This is a genomic window from Kitasatospora sp. NPDC094016, assembly GCF_040304045.1.
Taxonomy (GTDB): Bacteria; Actinomycetota; Actinomycetes; order Streptomycetales; family Streptomycetaceae; genus Kitasatospora.
On sequence record NZ_JBEOUK010000002.1, the window covers coordinates 322,199 to 339,583 of the forward strand.

Below are 17,385 nucleotides of genomic sequence, written 5' to 3' on the forward strand. Positions count from 1 at the left end.
CAGGCCTCGCCGGCATCGGAGGCGTCCTCCGCCCCGCCGTAGCCCGCAGCGGCCGAGGGACTCCGGTTGATCGCTGATGTCGGGGAGGGTGGCGTGCCGTCCGGCCGAAGGAGACGCCGCCACGCGGGGAGGGCATCGGAACCGCCGCCGGCGGTTCAGGCTCCCAGTGGACCGTAGCACCGCGCCTGGCTCTCCGCCTGTGGAGGGACCGCTGACCTGCTGCGCGTCATGGAAATCCGACTACTGATCCGTGCCCGTGTGACTGCCTGGGCGGACGCCCCTCCGACGCCCCTCCGACGCCCCTCCGACGCCGGGACAGCGGGCGGCCACGGCGTCGGAGGGCGTCCGCCCGCCTGTCTCCGGTCACCTGGCCGGGTGACCGGAGCGGCGCCGTTCCGGTTGCCCCGGTCGTCGCGCCGCCGACATCATCGAGGCTGGAACCGGTTGCGTCAGCGACCGTCGTGTCCGACCAGGAAGGCGACAGCCGATGGACGCCACGCCACAGCAGCCGCTGCGATACGCCGTCGGACTGCCCAACAGGCGCGAGTACGCGGATCCCCGCCTGCTCCGCGAACTGGGAGTGCTGGCAGAGCAATCCGGCTGGGACGGCTTCTTCCTCTGGGACGGCCAGGTCGCGGAACACCCGGACGAGCACGTCACCGATTCGTGGACCACCCTTGCCGCGATCGCCGCCGACACGTCGCGCCTGCGACTCGGCGTCATGGTGAGCGTGCTCGCCCTCAAGCGTCCTGCCGAAGTCGCCCGCGCGACCGTCGCGCTGGACCTTCTCAGTGGCGGACGGCTGATCTTCGGCGCCGGCCTGGGTTCCTCCGCCGCCGAGTTCCAGGCGCTGGGCCATGATCCGGACCCACGGGTGCGTGCGGAGAAACTGGACGAAGCCCTCCACGTCCTCGACGGGCTGTGGGCGGGCCGGCCGTTCACCTTCCACGGCCGCTGGTTCACGGTCACGGACCTCGCCTTCCAGCCGGTGAGCCCGCAACGTCCTCGCATCCCGGTGTGGATCGCCGGCACCTGGCCCTCGCGACGCCCCATGCGGCGGGCCGCGCACTGGGACGGCGTCTTCCCCACCCGGGCGGGGGTGGGCCACACCCAGATGATGCCTCCTGCAGACCTGGAAGCCGTGGTCTCCTACGTCCGCGCCCAACAGGCCGTCCAGAACGAGTCGTTCGATGTCGTCATGGAGGGCCAGACATCCGGGTTCCAGCGGAACACCGACGCCAGGGTCGTCGCCCCGTACCGGGCGGCCGGCCTCACCTGGTGGGTGGAGAAACTGGGCTGGTTCCGGGGCCCGGTCGAACTCGTCCGCGCTCGGATCGAATCCGGACCCCCTGTCCCCGCCGATTCGGGAGCCGATCCCGTCGGAACCGCTTCCTCCGGTGGTCGTCCGTGACCCCCCTGCCGCCCGTATTCGGCGGGCGAACTGCCGGACAGCCGACGGGGCCCGGTCCGCCGTCGCCTACTCCGGGACGAGCACCGCGACTCCGGTCACGCGGCCCGCGGTGAGGTCGCCGAGGGCCGCGTCGGCGTGCCGCAGCGGGTAGCGGCGCACGTGGACCACCGGGCGGGTGCGGGTGGCCTCGGCCAGGTAGGCCCGTCCGTCGGCCCGGGTGTTGGCGGTGACGCTGCGCAGCGTGCGTTCCTGGAAGAGGTGCCGCTGGTAGTCGAGTGGTGGGATGTCGCTGAGGTGGATGCCGGCCACCGCGAGCGCGCCGCCCCGGTCCAGCGCCGCGAGGGCGACCGGCACCAGGCCGCCGGCCGGGGCGAACAGGACGGCGGCGTCCAGCGGTTCGGGGGGCGGGTCGGACGAGTCGCCGGCGAACTCGGCGCCGAGCTCCAGCGCGAGCCGTCGCGCCGCCGCACCCCGGGTGAACGCGGCCACCCGCGCGCCCCGGGCGAGGGCGAGCTGGGCGGTCAGGTGCGCGGACGCGCCGAAGCCGTAGATGCCCAGGAGCCCGCCCGGCGGCAGCTCGGCCCGCTCCAGCGCCCGGTAGCCGATGATCCCGGCGCACAGCAGCGGGGCGAGTTCCTCGGCGGGCGGCCCTTCGGGCAGGCGGTAGGCGAAACGGGCGTCCGCGACCACGTGGCGGGCGTAGCCGCCGTGCCGGTCCCAGCCGGTGTAGCGCGAATCCGGGCAGAGGTTCTCCCGCCCCGTCCGGCAGTACCCGCAGCTGCCGCAGGTCCGGGCCAGCCAGGCCACCCCGGCGCGGTCCCCGACCGTGAACTCCTCGACCGCGGGACCGGCCGCCCGCACGCGCCCGACCACTTCGTGCCCCGGTGAGCACCTCGCCACCCGGGGAGCGAGGTCCCCCTCCGCCAGGTGCAGGTCCGTACGGCACACCCCGCAGGCCTCCACCTCCACCAGGATCTCCTGCGGTCCGGGTGCGGACAGCGGCCGCCGCTCCCACACCAACGGCCCCGGGCGTGCCGTACCCACCGGCCCCGGCTGCGCCACGACCCAGGCCTCGGTCTCTTCCGGTGCTGCGTGTGTGGTGTCCATCGCCGCCTCGCGTGTTGCCGCCCCTGGTCTTCAGGATCATCCCGGCAGGGCCGCCGTGCACACGGGCTCTGCGTCGCCCCGCCGGACAGTCGTGGAGGACGCCCGTCCACGCAGGCTACTACCGAAGGCTGACATCGCTCAGCCCCACCGGTTCGGCCGGAGCGGGCTCCGCGCGCCGGGGGATTCGGTTGGTCGGTCTGGTCGACGACGGCTGTCAGGTCCGTTCGTTCGGCTGTCTCCTGCTCGGTGTGCTGCTCGTCCCCGAACCCGGCGGTGCCGGGGAAGTCGAGGCGTTCGCGGCCGCGCCGGGTGTTGTGGACCGCGTCGACGTCCTCGTCGGGGTGGCCGGGAGGATCGTGGCCAGGGTGAGGGCGGCAGCCAGCCAGGTGGTGGAGTGGAAGGCGTCGGTGAAGGCCCGGGCGGTTTCCGGGGAGGCGCCCGCGTCCAGCGGGGACGACGACGTGCCCGGGGGGAGGAGCAGCCGGTAGGCCACCGTGGTGACCGTGCCGAAGACGGCGATCCCCAGGCCGGCGCCGGCCTCGTAGGCGACGGACTCGATGCCCGCCGCCGCGCCTGCTTGGGAGGACGGCGCGGTGGTCATGATCAGGTTCGAGGCGACCATCTGGACCAGGCCGTGGCCGAACCCGATCAGGGCCAGTCCGAGCGGGACCACCGTGCCGGAGGCGACCAGGACGTATCCGGTCGCCGCGAGCAGCAGGCCGGCGGGCACGCCCGCGCGCGGTTGTCCCAGGCGGGAGAGGAGCAGTCCGCCCACCGGCCCCGCCACCGTCGCGGCCAACGGCATCGGGATCAGGTACAGCGCGGCGGCCTCCGCCGACAGTCCCCCGGCGATCTGCAGGTACTGCACCAGTTGGAGTTCGAAGCCGACCATCACCAGCACCGGCAGCACCGAGGCCACCACTCCGGCGCGAAGCCCGGGCAGCCGGAACAGGGACAGGTCCAGCATCGGGTGCGGCATCCGCTGCTGCCGTCGCACGAACAGCACCAGCGCGGTCAGGCCCGCCGCCGCCGGCAGCACCACCTCCGGGATGCCGACGCCGTCGTGGGTGAAGGCGATGATGGCGTAGGCGCAGCCCAGGAACCCCACCATCGAGAGCAGGGGCGAGGTGGCCTCCCACGGTTGCCGCTCGGACTCGACCTCGTTGCGCAGCAGCAGTGCCACGGCGGGCACGGCCAGTGCCACGATCGGCAGGTTGACCAGGAAGATCGAGCCCCACCAGAAGTGCTGGAGCAGGAAGCCGCCGGCCACCGGTCCCAGCGCCGACGCGCCGGCGGCGACCGCGCTCCACGCCCCGATGGCCACCGCGTGGTCGCGGCCGTCGCCGAAGGTCTGCCGGATCAGCGCCAGCGTGGCCGGGATGATCATCGACGCGCCGATCGCCAGCAGTGCCCGGGCGCCGATCAGGGCCGGCGGACCCGGTGCCACCGCGCACAGCGCCGAGGCCGCGCTGAAGACGGCCAGTCCGGCCAGCAGCAGCCGCTTGTGTCCGATCCGGTCGCCCAACGGCCCGCTGACCAGCACCAGTCCGACCATCAGGAGCGAGTACACGTCCACCGCCCACAGCAGTTCGGTCGGGGACGCCCGCAGGTCGTGGGCGAGGGTCGGGACGGTGATGGTGAGGATGGTGACGTCCACGGCGGCGGGCAGGAAGCACAGCAGCACCACGGTCAGCACCAGCCAGCGCCGGGCCGTCCCGACCACGGGCAGCGTGCTGCTCACCGGCCGAGGTCCAGAGCCGCCCTGGCTCTGTCGATCAGGTCGTGCAGCTCGGCGAGGCCGGGGGCGTAGAACATGCAGCTCAGTCTGCCAGTTTGAAGGTCCGTCAGCTCGGTCGGGACCACACCCCGGTCGGTGTGTCGGGGCGAGGCCACGAGCGGTCCGAGCAGGCGCAGCACTTCCGGCAGGTACAGCCCGGTCGGAAGGCCGTAGAAGTCGTAGTTGCCGACCGCGTGGGTGTCGAGGTAGCCGGGGCCGATGAGGTGCTCGCCGAATTCGTGCACGTGGCTCGACCCGGTACGGCGGGCGTTGAGGTCGTGCAGGTAGACGACGCCGTCGCGGGCGATCGCGTCGATGCCGAAGCGCCCGCGGTAGCCTCGCCGTTGCATCTCCTCGGCCAGCCGGAGTCCGCCCTCGGTCAGCGGGCGGTACCACCAGGCGCTGCGCAGCTCGCGCGCGGTGACGTTGCCGCGCAGGTGCGTGGCGCCCTCGAACAGCATGTCGGTCGTGTAGCAGAGGTGGGGCGGGGCGTCCGCGGGCACCATGTACTCCACGGACGGGAAGGTGATGTCGCCGTCGAGGAACTCCTCGACGACCACCGGGTCCTCGTCGTAGAACGTGCTCGCGGCCAGGCGTTCGGCGATGTCGTCGTCGCCCGGCCGGAAGATCAGCAGGCCGAGGCTCGCCTCCCCGCGGTCCGCCTTGACGATGCACGGTGTGCCGGTCGCGAGCATGTCCCGGACTGCCGCCGGCACGTCCTGTTTCCCGGCGCAGTGCGTACCGGGCGGGATGCGGCAGGGGCCGTCGGTCATGCCGAGGTCGGTGGCCAGGTCGCGCAGGCCCGTCTTGGTGTCCAGCAGGTCCCGGAGGGCCTGCTGCGGCGAGCTCTCCGGCAACTCGGTCACCACGTCGTACCGGGTGCGCAGGGCCTCGGTGAACCGCCACAGGTCGGCGGTGGTGGTGTGCGGGATCAGCCGGAGCCTGCGGCCCGGCCCGGCGTGGGCGGCCACGGCGGCCATCAGCTCGGGATCGGCGAGCATGTCGGCGAACAGCGAGCCGGTGCGGCCCGCCGGGCTGAGGTTCACCACACCGTCGATCTCCAGGAACTTCCGCTGCCAGTCCAGGTCTCCGATCGGCTCGTAGGTGACGAGCATCTTGTCCAGCGGCCCCCAGAACAGCGCCTGGTCCTGCTGGGCGTAGCACTCCGACAGCAGCTCGTCGACGCCGTCGGCGCGGACGGCGAAGTCGCGCAGGGTGTCGACGGCGTTGCTGACGCAGAGGGTGGGGACGGTCATTTCTTCTCCTCGTGCAGCAGTGCGTTGCTCTGTGACACCAGGTCGACCGCGGCCGAGACCACGTGCCAGAAGAGCTCCTTGCCCAGGGCGACGGTGGCGCCCGAAGTGCTCGACAGGACACCTTGGTTGGTCGTGCGGCTCACGTCGGCGGGGTGCAGGTAGATCCCCGGGCGGGGTGGGTCGGCGTGGTCGGGCCGTGCGGGCGAGACCAGCTCCGGGCGGAGGTAGAGCATCAGGCTGGTCTCGGTGATCCCCGCGTGCTCGGCGTGCCACCCCGGGAAGAGCGGCACTCGCCCGGCCAGCCAGTCGGTGTCGACCAGGCTCCACCAGCTCAGCGCGATGAACTCCTTGCCCGCGGCCGCCGGCCGTCGGCCCACCTCGTCGAGGGCCTCGAAGAGGAACGGCTCGTTCTCGAAGTGGCCGTTGACGACCAGCAGTCGGCTCCACGGCAGGGCACACAGCGACTCCAGCGCGTCCTCCAGGAAGGCCAGCAGGGACCGGCCGCGTACGTAGACGGTGCCGGGGAAGGCCAGGCCGCCGCCGCTCTGCGGCAGCGATCGCGCCGCGATGGACTGCGTCGGCAGGGTCAGGGCGTTCAGCTCGTAGGCGATCTGCCGGGCGAACGCTTCGGCCAGCACGGTGTCCACGGACAGCGGCAGGTGCGGACCGTGCTGTTCGGTGGCTCCCACCGGCCACACCACGGTCCGCCCGGTGGTGGCCGCCAGGACGTCGGCGCTGCTCAGGTCGCACAGCTGCGGCCCGGCGCTCCGGGGGGTCACGGCCGCACCTGCCCGGATCGGTCCGCGCCGGTGGAGGGTTCGAGGCCCCGGCCGGTGTTCCCGGCGTCGGTGATCCCCGCGTTGGTGTTCCCCGGTCCGGTGGTCTCGGCCACGATCCGGGCGAGCGTGGGGTACATGTCGGTGTGCAGCGCGGTGTACACCTGGGCCGCCACCGCGCCGACCGCCAGGTAGTCGTGCACGTCCCGGCCCGACTGCACGCCGCCGGAGGCCAGCACGGGAAGGGTGAACCCGGCTCGGCGCAGCTTCCACAGGGAGGCCAGTACGAGCGGCTTGATGCCCGGCCCGGAGTAGCCGAACACGCCGCCGAGTTGGAGGTCACCGGTCTCCGGGTGCACGGCGGCGGCGGGCAGGGTGTCGCTGATGGTCACGGCGTCGGCGCCGGCCCGTGCGGCGGCGAACGCCCGGGCGTGCAGGCCCTCCCCGCTGGCCAGCTTGACGGAGAACGGCACCCGCGTCGCAGCGCGGGTGGCCGCGGTGTAGGCGTGCACCCGCTCGGGAGTGTCGTCGAGGCCGTCCTCCTCGTTGAGGCAGGAGATGCCCAGTTCCAGTGCCCGGCAGCCCGTCGCCTCCACGCGGGCCGCCAACTCGGCGAGTTCCGCCGGGCTGTCGGCGTGCAGGGACGCGATGACCGGCAGTCCGTCCCGGGTCAGGTCGCGCAGGATGCGTACCCAGTGATCGACGGACCGTTTGGAGTAGGTGGTGCTGTTGATCATTCCGGTGGGCAGTCTGACGAGGCGCTCGTCCAGGCCGATCGGCGGGTTGGGGTGGATGGTCTTGGTGACCACCGCGCCCGCGCCGGTGTCCAGCAGCCTGCGGATGTTGCGCTCCTGGTCGGTGAGCAGGCCGGAGCCGACCACGACCGGATTGGCCAGGTGCATTCCCAGCAGGTGGGTCGGGGCCGTCATGTCAGGCCGCCGCCCTGGTCCGGCCCAGCGCCGCGAGCACGCCGTCGACCAGCAGTGCCGGGTCCTTGGCGATCTCCTTGGCGGACAGGAACGTTGCGGCGGCGACCTGGGCGAGCCCCTTGAGCAGGTGGCTGGCCGACTCGGCGAAGGGCTGGTCGGTGATGCCCACGATGGGGCGGCCCAGCGCGCTGGCCCACCCCAGTTCGATGTGCGTGCCGTCCGTGCGCAGCAGGGTGCCGTCGAGCACCGGCAGGACCGGCACGAACACATCGCATTCGCGCATCCACGCGTAGTCGCGCACGGACACCTCCTCGGGGGTGAACGAAGCGGTGTCGGCACCGAACCGTTCGGCCACGTGAGCGGACAGCACGGTGGCGCCGGCCTGCTGCGACTGGTCGATGGTCAGTCTCAGGAAATCTTGGATCGGCGCCGCCATTCCGCCGGGCACCAGGGCGTGCTGGATCGGGCCGCCGACGAACACGGTGACGCCGCGCAGGGCGTCCGGGGTGACTTTCACGATGTTTCGAAGCTCCTTCGAAGGAGTCTGCCGACGGCCGTGCAAGGGGGCGGACTTCGGCCGGCAGGAACAGGAAGCAGAAGTGGTCGGCGCCATCGGATGGTGCGCTTGCGGTGAACCGGGAGGGAGTCGGGTGTTGAGGCCTGACGCTGCCACCGGGGAGCCCGATGGCGTGCCCGTTCCCGCGTTGTGCGTCCATCCAGACAAATGGACGACCTCAGGCTAGTTCGGGATGATTCACCAGGACAAGAAACATATGCGCCAGTCGGAGATGCGTCTCAAATCTCGCAAAAGGTGCATTCTGCCGCCTGGCCGTCGGCGCCGGCCCGCTCGGGAAGCGCGCTGCGGGCTGGTTTTCGCAGGTGTACGGACCATGGGCTCGGCAATGGCCGAATCGCCGTCGAACTGACGTGCAAAAGAATCCTCGATTACGGCGTTCGAAGGTGCGTGGCGGGTAAATCGGCGACCATTGACAGGCGATAAAGCCTCGGCTAGCTTCGATAAAGCGTGAATGACTGACGCCCCCTTGTATTCGATCGGCGTCGTCCCACTTTCGGTCCGACCGTTTCCGCGATCTCACTCGGCATTCCCGCACGCCGGACGCGCGGTCGCCGCCTGTTCGAATGAACCCACCCAGAGGGGAAGTTCTGGTGAATCCTTTGCAGACCATCAAACGAATTCTGCACTCCGAGGTGCTGGTGGAGGTGCCGATCGACCGGATGCGACTCGACGACAGGCTGCGCGAGAATTACGGCATGGACTCGCTCGGTTTCGTGGAACTGCGCGTGCAGTGTGAAGAGGCGTTCGGCATCAGCATCCCCGACGAGGCCGTCGCGGCGGGGGAGTTGTCCACCCTCGGTGATGTGCTGGCACTGGTCGAGCGGCTGTCGGGGGCCGACCGCCCCCCGGCCACCGCGTGAGCACGGCCCCGGTCGCCGGTGACGACCACGCCGGGGACCCGACCGGTGTGCTGTCGCGCGGCACGGACCTGCACCTCAACCACTACGGGGCGGCCCGGCTCCCGTTCGCCTGCGTGGGCGGCAGCGGCCTGCACCTCGACGTGGTCGACCTGAGCCCGGAACGCCGGGGCAGGCGGCTGAGGTTGCTCGACGCCAGCGGCGGCTACGCCAGCGCCACCCTGGGCGGCGGCCACCCCGTCGTACGGGCGGCGCTGGCGCGCGGCACCGGAGTCGGCAACGTCACCGACGAACTGGGCTCGCTGGAACGGGCGGAGCTCCTCGACCGGCTCTTCGGCCCCGGCGGGTTGTGGACCGACCACTTCCCCGCGGGGCGGTACCACGTCAGCGGACGCAACTCCGGATCGGAGGGCAACGAGTTGGCGCTGCGGCTGGTGCTGGAGTCCCGCTTCGACGGCCGGCGGCTGTGCCACCGCCCGGGCAAGGAGCGGCGCGACACCATCCTCGCCTTCCACGGCGCCTGGCACGGCTGGACCAGTGGGCTGGTGCAGCTGCTCAACCGCAGGTACTACCGGGCCGGGCTGCCCGGCGCGGACACCGCCGGCCCGTACGGAGTCCGGGTCCACCACATCCCGTTCGGCGACCTCGACGCCCTGACCGAGTACTTCGCCGAGTCCGCCGACCGGCTGCTGGCCGTCGTGGTCGAACCGATCCAGGGCGACGCGGGCATCCTCGCGCCTCCGCCCGGATACCTGCGCGAACTCGCGCGGCGGTGCGCGGCCGACGGCGTGCTGCTGGTGGCCGACGAGGTGCTGACGTTCGCCAAGACCGGCAGCTGGTTCGCCATGCGCGACGCGGACGGACCGGTGCCCACCGACATCACCGTCATCGGCAAGTTCCTGGGCATGGGCGCGGTGTCCACCTCGATGGTGATCGCCCGCACGGAGCTGGCCGTCCGCTCCTCCGGCGCCGTGACCACCTCCGACCTGCGGCCACCGAACTGCGCGGTGATCCGCGACGGCATCGAGCACATCGAGACCGAAGGGCTGCTGCGACGCTCGGCCGACGTCGGCGTGGACCTGGCCAAGCGTCTCGACGACGCCCTGGTGGGCCGCCACCCGGACGTGTTCACCGAGGTCCGCGGGAGCGGGGTCATGCTCGGCGTGGAACTGACCGCCGCGGCGGCGGACCGGATCGGCGCGCTGCGCCGGGAGTTGATCGAAGCGGGCGTGTACGCCGAGTTCATGGCGGGCGCGGGCAGACGCTCCGGCGGCCGGCGCTACGTCCACCCCACCCTGCGGATCGTGCTGCCGCTGATCACCACCGGGACGCAGGCCGACGAGATCGTGGACCGGGTGGCGGCAGGCGCCCGGGCCCTGTGGTGAGCGCGGGGTTCCGCACCCGGGTCGAGCACGTCGACACCGACGCGACCGGGATCGTGCACTTCTCCCGCTACACCTCGCTGATGGAGACCGCGGGCACCGAACACCTCGAAGCGCACGACGCGGGTCTGACCGCCTTCAGCGCGGCGAACGTCGACCTGGTGGTCACCGACCTGCGGGTGACCTACCTCAACAGCGCCGTGTACCGCGACGTGATCATCGGGGACACCCGGGTCGACCACGTCGGCGCGGCCTGGTTCGCCCTCGCGGTACGTCTGCTGCGGGAGGAGCAGGACGGCACCCGCACCCCGCTGGTGGCCGGCGACCTCGTCTTCGCCGCCGTCGCCCCCGACACCCGGCGCGCGGTGCCCCTACCGGCACCGCTGCGACAGGCCCTGAGAGGAATCGTCCCGGATGCGACACCCGAACGAATCGGCGCCCCCTCCCGTCACGGTCCGCGAGGCTCGGCCGCTGGGCACCTCGGCCATCGCGGCCCTGGTGCGCGGACGCCACCCCCGCCTGTTCATCGACCGGGTTCTGGACCATGAGCCCGGCGTGTTCCTGCGCAGCATGTTCGCCGTCTCGGCGGAGATGGGCGCGCTGTCCGGGCACCTGCCCGAGCGCGGCCTGACCCCGGGGCTGATCCTGCCCGGCAGCCACACCATGCAGGCCTTCGCCCAGTCCGGCGTCCTGCTCTACCAGTTGAGCAGCGATCCGCTCGCCGACGACGAGGTCACCCTGGTCGGCACGGTCAAGTCCCGATTCCTCGCCCCGGTCGTGCCCGGCGACCAGGTCGTGCTCGACGTCCGCGCGGACCGGCTGTCCGGCCCCACCTTCGCCTTCTCCGCCGTGGTGACCGTGGAGGGCCGCTCCGTCGCCGGATTCCGCGGCGCGATGAGCCGGACGAAGGTCGATCCCGCGGCGGCCCGGCCGTGGTGACCCCGGTGACCCCGGTGACCCCGGTGATCACCGGACTGGCCTGGGACACTCCGCTGGGCCGGGACCAGGAGGCGGTGTGGGAACGGCTGTGCGCGGGCGATTCGGCCCTGGCGCCCGTCCACTCGCCGTACCCCTTGCGCAACACCGCCGCCGCCGTCGTCGCGTCGGTGCCGTACGGGACCCGGGCGGGCGAACGCCAGCGCGCGCTCGCCGGGCGGACGCTGTCCGCCGCGTTCGCGGACGCGCGTCTGTCCACCACCGACCCCGAGGTCGGCCTCGTCCTGGGCACCAGCTTCGGCGCCTGCCTGGACGAGGCGGAGCCGACGCTGCACGCCTGGGCCGACGACGCGGCGGCGGGCATCGGGCACCCGGGCACCCCGGTCTGCGTCATGACCGCCTGCTCCGCGGGATCGGACGCGATCGCCGTCGCGCACGCCCTGGTGCGCTCGGGCGAGCGGCGGGTCTGCGTGGCGGGCGGGGTGGACGTGGTCACCGAGGCCAAGCGGCTCGGGCACTCCGCGCTGGGCACGATGAGCCCCACCGGCCTGCGGGCCTTCGACCGGGCGCGCGACGGGATGCTGCTCGGCGAGGGCGCGGCCTTCGTGGTGGTCGAACACCCCGACTCCGCCCGGGAGCGCGGCGCCCGGGTGCACGCCCGGCTGCGCGGGGCCGGCGCGGCCAACGACGCCGCCGGACTCACCGCACCGGACCCGTCCGGACGCGCCGTGCTGCGCGCCGTCGAACGCTGCCTGGTCTCCGCGGGCCTGGCACCCGCGGACATCGCGGTGGTCAACGCCCACGGGACCGGCACACCGCTCAACGACGAGGTCGAGGCGCGCAGCCTGCTGGAACTGTTCGGAGCCGACGGCCCGTTGGTGTTCGCCACCAAGGGGGCGTTCGGACACGGCCTGGGCGCGACCGGGGCCATCGAGGCCGTGGCGACGGTCCTGGCACTGCGCCACCGACAGGTCCCACCGGTCCTCGGGCTGCGCGATCCGGCGGCCCCGCTGCGGCTGGCCACGGGATCGGCGCAACCCGTCGGCCCCGGCGCCGGACTGAGCCTGACGCTGGGGTTCGGCGGGTTCAACACGTGCCTGCTGTTCGAAGGGGTGAGGGCGTGACACACATGCCGACGGGCACCCGGGTGCTGGGCTCGGCGACGGTGGTCGCCGACGACCCGGACGAGTACGCGGTGAACAAGCCGTCCTTCTACGCCGACCCGGCGGCCTGGCTGGTCGCCGAGACCGTGGACCGGGCGCTGGCGGACTGCGCCGAACCCGTGCTCGACGACGCCGCCGACACCGGGATCCTGGTCATGAGCGCGACCGGGAGCGAACGGACGATGCGCCGCATCGCCGACTCGGTGCCGAGGTCCCGGGTGTCGCCGCTGCGCTTCGCCGGAGCGAACCCGGGCGTGCTGGCCGGACTGCCCGCCCTGCGCCACGGGTTGCGCGGGCCGTCCCTGCTGCTGGCGGCGCACCCCGACCGGGCCACCCCCGTCGCGTTCACGGTGCTCGGCGGCTGGCTCGCGGACGGCCACGCCCGGCACGTGCTCCTGGTCGGCCTGCAACCCGCCCCGGGAGGCGGACAGCTGTGCCACTGCCTGGTCCTGACCAGCGCCCGGGACGACCGGTGAACAGCCTCACCCGGTCCGGGGTGGCCGACTTCCTGACCAGGGTCGAGGCGACCCCGGCCGGTCCGGGCGGCGTCGCCCCGGCCGGGGTGGACGACGTGCTGGCGGACCTGGCCGGGCTGGGCCTGGCACCGGGCGACGCGGTCGTGCTCTGCCTCACCAACGGAGTCGAACTGCTGCGCGTGCTGCTCTCGTCGCTGCTGCTGGGCCTGGTGCCGCTGGCCGTGCCGCCGAGCACGCCGTGGCAGCGGGTGCGCGCACTGGCCGGGCACGTCGGGGCCGGCGTCGTGGTGACCACCCGGCTGGCCGGCGTGGGGCCGCAGCTGCCGGTGGGCGGCGCGTTGGCCGTGCCGACCGGGCACCCCACCACCCCGTACCGGCCGGGCGAGATCCTGCTGTCCACCTCCGGCACCTCCGGGATGTTCAGCGCGTGCGTGCACCGGGTGGCCTCGCTCCTGCACAACGCCCGCCTGCACGCCGACGCCACCGGCATCACCCCGGCCGACACCCTGCTGGTGAACCTGCCGCTGTACTACTCCTACGCCCTCGTGGCACAGGCGCTCGCCGCGTACGTGACCAAGGCGCGACTGGTGCTCGACGGACCGCCGTTCTCGCCGACCGCGTACCGCGACGCCGTCACCGCGCGCGGGGTCACCCACTCGGCGGTGACCCCGACGATCGCCCGCCAACTGCTGGCCGACCCCGGGCTCGTGCCACGCGGCCTGCGGGCACTGGCGGTCGGCGGGGACCGGCTCGCACCCGCGGAGGTGGCCCGCCTGCTGGCCGTGCGGCCCTGCGCGGAGCTGTACCTGACCTACGGGCTCACCGAGGCCGGACCACGCGTGTCGACCCTGGCCGCGCACGCCGAGCCCGCGCACCGGTACGGCTCGGTCGGCCGCCCGCTGCCGGGAGTGCGCGCGTCACTGCGCGAGGTGCAGGGCGACGTGGGCGAACTGCTGGTCGAATCCGGCACCGTCCTGCTGCGACGGGTCGGGCAGCACAGCAGCAGAGTCCTGTTGGGGCCGCGGACGATTGCCACCGGGGACGCCTTCTCGATCGACGACGGCTATCTGACCTTCCACGGACGCCTGTCGGACTTCGTGGTCCTGCGCGGCGAGAAGGTCTCACTGAACACCGTCCGGCAGGCCGCGCACGCCATCCCGGGGGTCGTGCACTGCGTGCCCGAGGTGGTGACCGAGGACGGCACGCAGGTCCTCCACGTCCACCTGTCCGTCACCGGCACCCTCCCCGGCGGTGAGAAGGCACTGCGCCACCTCCTCAACTCCCAGCTGCTGCCCGCCGAACGCCCGCGCGCGGTGTTCGTCTCCACCGCCGACCCGGAGGCCTTCCGCAAATGACCCTCCGCCTCGGTTGGACCGTCCCGACGGCCCTCTCACCCGCCGGACTCCGCGCGTTCGCGGTGACGGCGGAGAGCCTCGGGTACGACCACCTGTCCGTCCCCGAACACCTGGTGTCCGGCGTTCCCGCCTACGAGAGCCTGACGCTGGTGGCGTTCCTGGCAGCTGTCACCACCCGGATCGAGCTGGCCACCGCGATGACGATCCTGCCGCACCGCCCGGTGGTGCTCGCCGCCAAACAGGCCGCGCAACTGGCCCACCTCAGCGGCGACCGGCTGCGGCTGGGCGTCGCCATCGGATCCGACCCCGCCGAGTCCGCCGCCCTCGGCGTCGCCCCGGGCACCCGGGCCGCACTGTTCGAGGAACAGGTCCAGGCGCTGCGCCTGCTGTGGACGCGGCCGGACGCGGACTTCGCCGGCGCGCACGTCGCGTTCTCCGGCGTCACCCTCACCCCCCGGCCGCGTCGCGTACCCCTCTGGATGGGCGGCGGCACCCTGCGCACCGGAGGAAGACCCGGCTCACTGCGCCGGATCGCCACCCTCGCCGACGGCTTCACCATGTCCGGCCTGCTCGCCAACCGGGTCGACCGCGGTGCCGCACTCATCGCCGAACTGAGGACGGCGGTGACCGAAGCCGGCCGCGACTGGAGCGCCTTCGGCGTCGAGGCCCGCCTCCGCCCCGCCCCCGGCCGGGCGGACACCTGGCGCTCCCTCGCCGACGCCTGGCGGTCCGCCGGCGCCACCCACCTCACCGTCACCACCGACGACCTCTCTCTGCTGGCCCCCCTGCACGCGGCGCTGACCGGGTAGCACGCCGGCTCAGGACACGGAACCGCCGATCAGGCCGTCGCACGGTCTCCAGAGGCCCGTGTGCGGCCCGGCGGTCGTTGATCTGCCCGACCACCTGGTCGTCGGCGAGCACGACGCCCGGCCAGCGTGCCGGCCCGGTATCCGGCCAGCAGCCTGTCGACCCGCTCCGCCTGGCCCTCCGGCGTGGCGGGTCAGGGTCGGCCGTTCTGCTGCCAGGTGGACCGGTGTCCACCAACTCGCGTGCGAAAACTTTTTGTCAGACCGTCAGGCTATGGTGCCGGGCATGGCGATCACAGCGCAGAACACCGGCCCGGCATCCGGCCGGCATCCCGCGACCGACAGCCGCCTGCCGTACTCTGCGCAGTGATCGACAAGTACTCACACGCGAGTACTCACACGCGAGATCTAGGGGCGAGAACATGTCACGGACCGAACTCCACCGACGACGTGTCGTCATCGGGCTCATTACCGGTGCGACGCTGATATCCCTTGCCGGATGCGGATCGTCGAGCACGGCGAAGAGCGCCACCGCACCTGGGGCCGCGGTCTCGACGTCCGCGGGTGCGGCGACGGCTGACGCGGCAGCGCCCCCGGCGGCGGGCGCCCCCACCAGCGCGCCGGGGAAGGCCGGCAAGGGCAGCGCCGACGTGACCTTCAGCGGCGCGGAGTCCGGCTCCATCAAGGCCGCCGACAGCACCTGCACCGTCATCAAGGGCGAGCTGGAGTCCTTCCAGGCGCCGTCGGACCAGAACGCCGGCGGCCCGAGCGTCGCCGGCGTCCAGTCGGGCACCGGCTGGATGATGCCGGTCAGCACCGCCGCCCACGCCGGCGGCTATGTGAAGAACAACGCGACCGGTATCAAGGCGACGAAGACCGGCGAGAGTTGGACGGTCACGCTGACGAACACGGAGGTGGTCGCCACCTCCGACCTCGGTCAAGCGGTCACGCTCAACGGAACGATCGTCTGCGGCCAGGTCATCAACGCCGGCTGACCGGCTGACCGGCCGAAGAGTGGGACCTTGTGCCGACGCCGGCGGGAGCCACCAGACCAGAGGCTCCCCCGGCCACAACTCGACCGAGCGTGCGGGCGCATCCCCGGATGCGACCGCCGGACGACCCCTCGCGTACCTCTTTGGTGTCCTAAGGTGCTGATTTCGTAATCCTGTTGAAGGATGGATGGGTCCCCATCCGGAGTGATGCTCCCTCGGCGGCGGCGCTGACAGGCTGACTCGTGGCGAACTCCTGTTCGCCCGAGTGAAGGGAAGCTCCATGTCTCGCCGTCTGACCAGTGCCCTGATCGCAGCCTTCTGTCTCGCGGTGTCCGCGTCACCCGCCTCCGCCGCCGTGGCGGGAGCCGAGGACTCCGCGGCTTCGTCGGCCCGCCCGCGTGGCGGTCCGCTGCAACGCGCCCTCAACGGGCTGACCGACGCCAGGGCGGTGTCCGCGATCGCCGAGGTGCGTGACGGTGACCAGCGGTGGCGCGGCACCACGGGGGTGACCGACCTGGTCGGTCAGGCGCCCGTCCGTGGTGACGGCCGGTTCCGGATCGGCAGCGTCACCAAGACGTTCGTCGCCACCACGGTGCTGCAACTGGTCGGCGAGCACCGGCTCGGCCTGGAGGACCCGGTGTCGAGCCACCTGCCGGGGCTGGTCCCCAACGGGCAGAACATCACCGTCCGCCAGTTGCTCAACCAGCGCACGGGCCTGTTCGACGCCACCAACAAGGGCACCGACGTCTTTCCCGACCTCAACGACCCGGCCGTCTTCCGGACGTGGCTGGCCCAGGGCGGGTTGAACCGTACGTTCACCGCGCGCCAGCTGGTGACCGCCTCCGTCTCCCACGCTCCGTACTTCGCGCCCGGCACCCAATGGGGCTACTCCAACACCAACTTCGACATCCTCGGCCTGATCGTCGAGCAGGTCACCGGGCACCCCTACGGACAGGAGGTCGGTCAGCGCATCCTGCGCCCGCTCGGGATGACGAAGACCACGGTCCCCGGCCGCTCCACCACGATCCCCGGCCCGCACGCCCACAGCTACTGGACCACCGTGGACGGCGCAGGCACCGGAAACGTCAAGAAGACCGACATCGACGTCACCGACCAGAACCCCTCCTGGGCGGGCGCCGCCGGAGAGATCATCTCCACCACCGATGACCTGATCCGGTTCCAGCGGGCCTTGCTGAACGGGAAGTTGCTGCGCCCGGCGGAGCAGCGCGAGATGACCACGGTGCTGGAGACCGTGCCGGGCTCGCACGAGATCGACTACGGGATGGGGCTGGCGCGGGCGCAGCTCTCCTGCACCACCGTGCTGGGCCACAACGGCGGCACCTTCGGCTTCACCACCCAGCTGTGGGGCACCGCCGACCGCCAGGTCGCGCTCTCCTACACCTCGCGGGGCGACGGCGCCGAGCAGGTGGCGCAGAACGAGGCGGGCATCAAGTTCCTCGACGCCGTCTTCTGCGGCGCCCGCTGAACGTCCGCCGGGGGCGGCGGCCGGGCGTGTCGACGATCGGTCTTGCTGATTGTGCGTCAATTATCGTCATGGTGAGCATATTTGGATGTCACGGGCGCC

17 protein-coding genes are annotated in these 17,385 nt (G+C 72.4%); 11 read left to right on the forward strand and 6 right to left on the reverse strand.

Translation table 11 applies throughout. From position 1 onward, the window contains the following. Positions 1-487 precede the first annotated feature (487 nt). Positions 488-1,411 carry an LLM class flavin-dependent oxidoreductase gene (locus ABT015_RS03205; protein WP_350876206.1) on the forward strand — a complete coding sequence of 308 codons (924 nt, stop codon included), beginning with the start codon at positions 488-490 and terminating at the stop codon, positions 1,409-1,411. A gap of 66 nt (positions 1,412-1,477) precedes the next feature. Here ABT015_RS03205 and ABT015_RS03210 read toward each other — a convergent pair whose 3' ends face one another. From ABT015_RS03210 to ABT015_RS03235, 6 genes are all read right to left on the reverse strand, one after another. After that, the gene (locus ABT015_RS03210; RefSeq protein ID WP_350876208.1) at positions 1,478-2,518 is read right to left on the reverse strand and encodes a zinc-dependent alcohol dehydrogenase family protein; all 1,041 of its coding nucleotides are present in this window, start codon (positions 2,516-2,518) and stop codon (positions 1,478-1,480) included. A gap of 214 nt (positions 2,519-2,732) precedes the next feature. Beyond that, the gene (locus ABT015_RS03215) at positions 2,733-4,259 is read right to left on the reverse strand and encodes an MFS transporter (RefSeq protein ID WP_350876210.1); all 1,527 of its coding nucleotides are present in this window, start codon (positions 4,257-4,259) and stop codon (positions 2,733-2,735) included. Then, positions 4,256-5,551, reverse strand: a complete 1,296-nt coding sequence (locus ABT015_RS03220; RefSeq protein ID WP_350876212.1) for an ATP-grasp domain-containing protein — start codon at positions 5,549-5,551, stop codon at positions 4,256-4,258. Before ABT015_RS03220 ends, ABT015_RS03215 begins: the two co-directional genes overlap by 4 nt. Beyond that, positions 5,548-6,330 (reverse strand): creatininase family protein, encoded by a 783-nt coding sequence (locus ABT015_RS03225; protein WP_350876214.1) that lies wholly within the window; start codon positions 6,328-6,330, stop codon positions 5,548-5,550. The genes ABT015_RS03220 and ABT015_RS03225 overlap by 4 nt, the downstream gene beginning before the upstream one ends. Then, positions 6,327-7,256, reverse strand: a complete 930-nt coding sequence (locus tag ABT015_RS03230) for a beta/alpha barrel domain-containing protein (protein ID WP_350876216.1) — start codon at positions 7,254-7,256, stop codon at positions 6,327-6,329. The genes ABT015_RS03225 and ABT015_RS03230 overlap by 4 nt, the downstream gene beginning before the upstream one ends. Position 7,257: 1 nt before the next feature. Further along, entirely contained in the window at positions 7,258-7,773 is a 516-nt protein-coding gene (locus ABT015_RS03235; RefSeq protein ID WP_350876218.1) for a hypothetical protein, read from the reverse strand. Between the two features lie 650 nt (positions 7,774-8,423). Between ABT015_RS03235 and amcB the strand changes: the two genes are divergently transcribed. The 10 genes from amcB (at position 8,424) to ABT015_RS03285 (ending at position 17,286) form a co-directional block, all read left to right on the forward strand. Next, complete coding sequence (gene amcB, locus ABT015_RS03240) at positions 8,424-8,693, forward strand: cispentacin biosynthesis acyl carrier protein AmcB (RefSeq protein ID WP_350876220.1); 270 nt, start codon at positions 8,424-8,426, stop codon at positions 8,691-8,693. After that, the gene (amcC, locus tag ABT015_RS03245; protein ID WP_350876222.1) at positions 8,690-10,075 is read left to right on the forward strand and encodes an amipurimycin biosynthesis protein AmcC; all 1,386 of its coding nucleotides are present in this window, start codon (positions 8,690-8,692) and stop codon (positions 10,073-10,075) included. Before amcB ends, amcC begins: the two co-directional genes overlap by 4 nt. Continuing rightward, positions 10,072-10,620: an acyl-CoA thioesterase gene (locus ABT015_RS03250; protein WP_350876224.1), complete on the forward strand. Its 549-nt coding sequence runs from the start codon at positions 10,072-10,074 to the stop codon at positions 10,618-10,620. Before amcC ends, ABT015_RS03250 begins: the two co-directional genes overlap by 4 nt. Next, positions 10,571-11,011, forward strand: a complete 441-nt coding sequence (gene amcE / locus ABT015_RS03255) for a cispentacin biosynthesis cyclizing decarboxylase AmcE (protein WP_502897256.1) — start codon at positions 10,571-10,573, stop codon at positions 11,009-11,011. Before ABT015_RS03250 ends, amcE begins: the two co-directional genes overlap by 50 nt. Positions 11,012-11,016: 5 nt before the next feature. Continuing rightward, positions 11,017-12,132 (forward strand): cispentacin biosynthesis acyltransferase subunit AmcF, encoded by a 1,116-nt coding sequence (amcF, locus tag ABT015_RS03260; protein ID WP_350876228.1) that lies wholly within the window; start codon positions 11,017-11,019, stop codon positions 12,130-12,132. 5 nt (positions 12,133-12,137) lie between these two features. Continuing rightward, positions 12,138-12,647 carry a cispentacin moiety biosynthesis protein AmcG gene (amcG, locus tag ABT015_RS03265; protein WP_350876340.1) on the forward strand — a complete coding sequence of 170 codons (510 nt, stop codon included), beginning with the start codon at positions 12,138-12,140 and terminating at the stop codon, positions 12,645-12,647. Next, on the forward strand, positions 12,644-14,002 hold the full coding sequence (gene amcH, locus ABT015_RS03270) for an adenylate-forming 2-oxoglutaryl-ACP ligase AmcH (protein ID WP_350876230.1): 1,359 nt from the start codon (positions 12,644-12,646) through the stop codon (positions 14,000-14,002). Before amcG ends, amcH begins: the two co-directional genes overlap by 4 nt. Beyond that, positions 13,999-14,811: a TIGR03619 family F420-dependent LLM class oxidoreductase gene (locus ABT015_RS03275; protein WP_350876233.1), complete on the forward strand. Its 813-nt coding sequence runs from the start codon at positions 13,999-14,001 to the stop codon at positions 14,809-14,811. Before amcH ends, ABT015_RS03275 begins: the two co-directional genes overlap by 4 nt. A 647-nt stretch (positions 14,812-15,458) precedes the next feature. After that, the gene (locus tag ABT015_RS03280; protein WP_350876235.1) at positions 15,459-15,803 is read left to right on the forward strand and encodes a hypothetical protein; all 345 of its coding nucleotides are present in this window, start codon (positions 15,459-15,461) and stop codon (positions 15,801-15,803) included. A 277-nt stretch (positions 15,804-16,080) separates the two neighbouring features. Further along, a complete protein-coding gene (locus tag ABT015_RS03285) occupies positions 16,081-17,286 on the forward strand; it encodes a serine hydrolase domain-containing protein (protein WP_350876237.1) in 1,206 nt (401 codons plus the stop codon). Positions 17,287-17,385 lie beyond the last annotated feature (99 nt).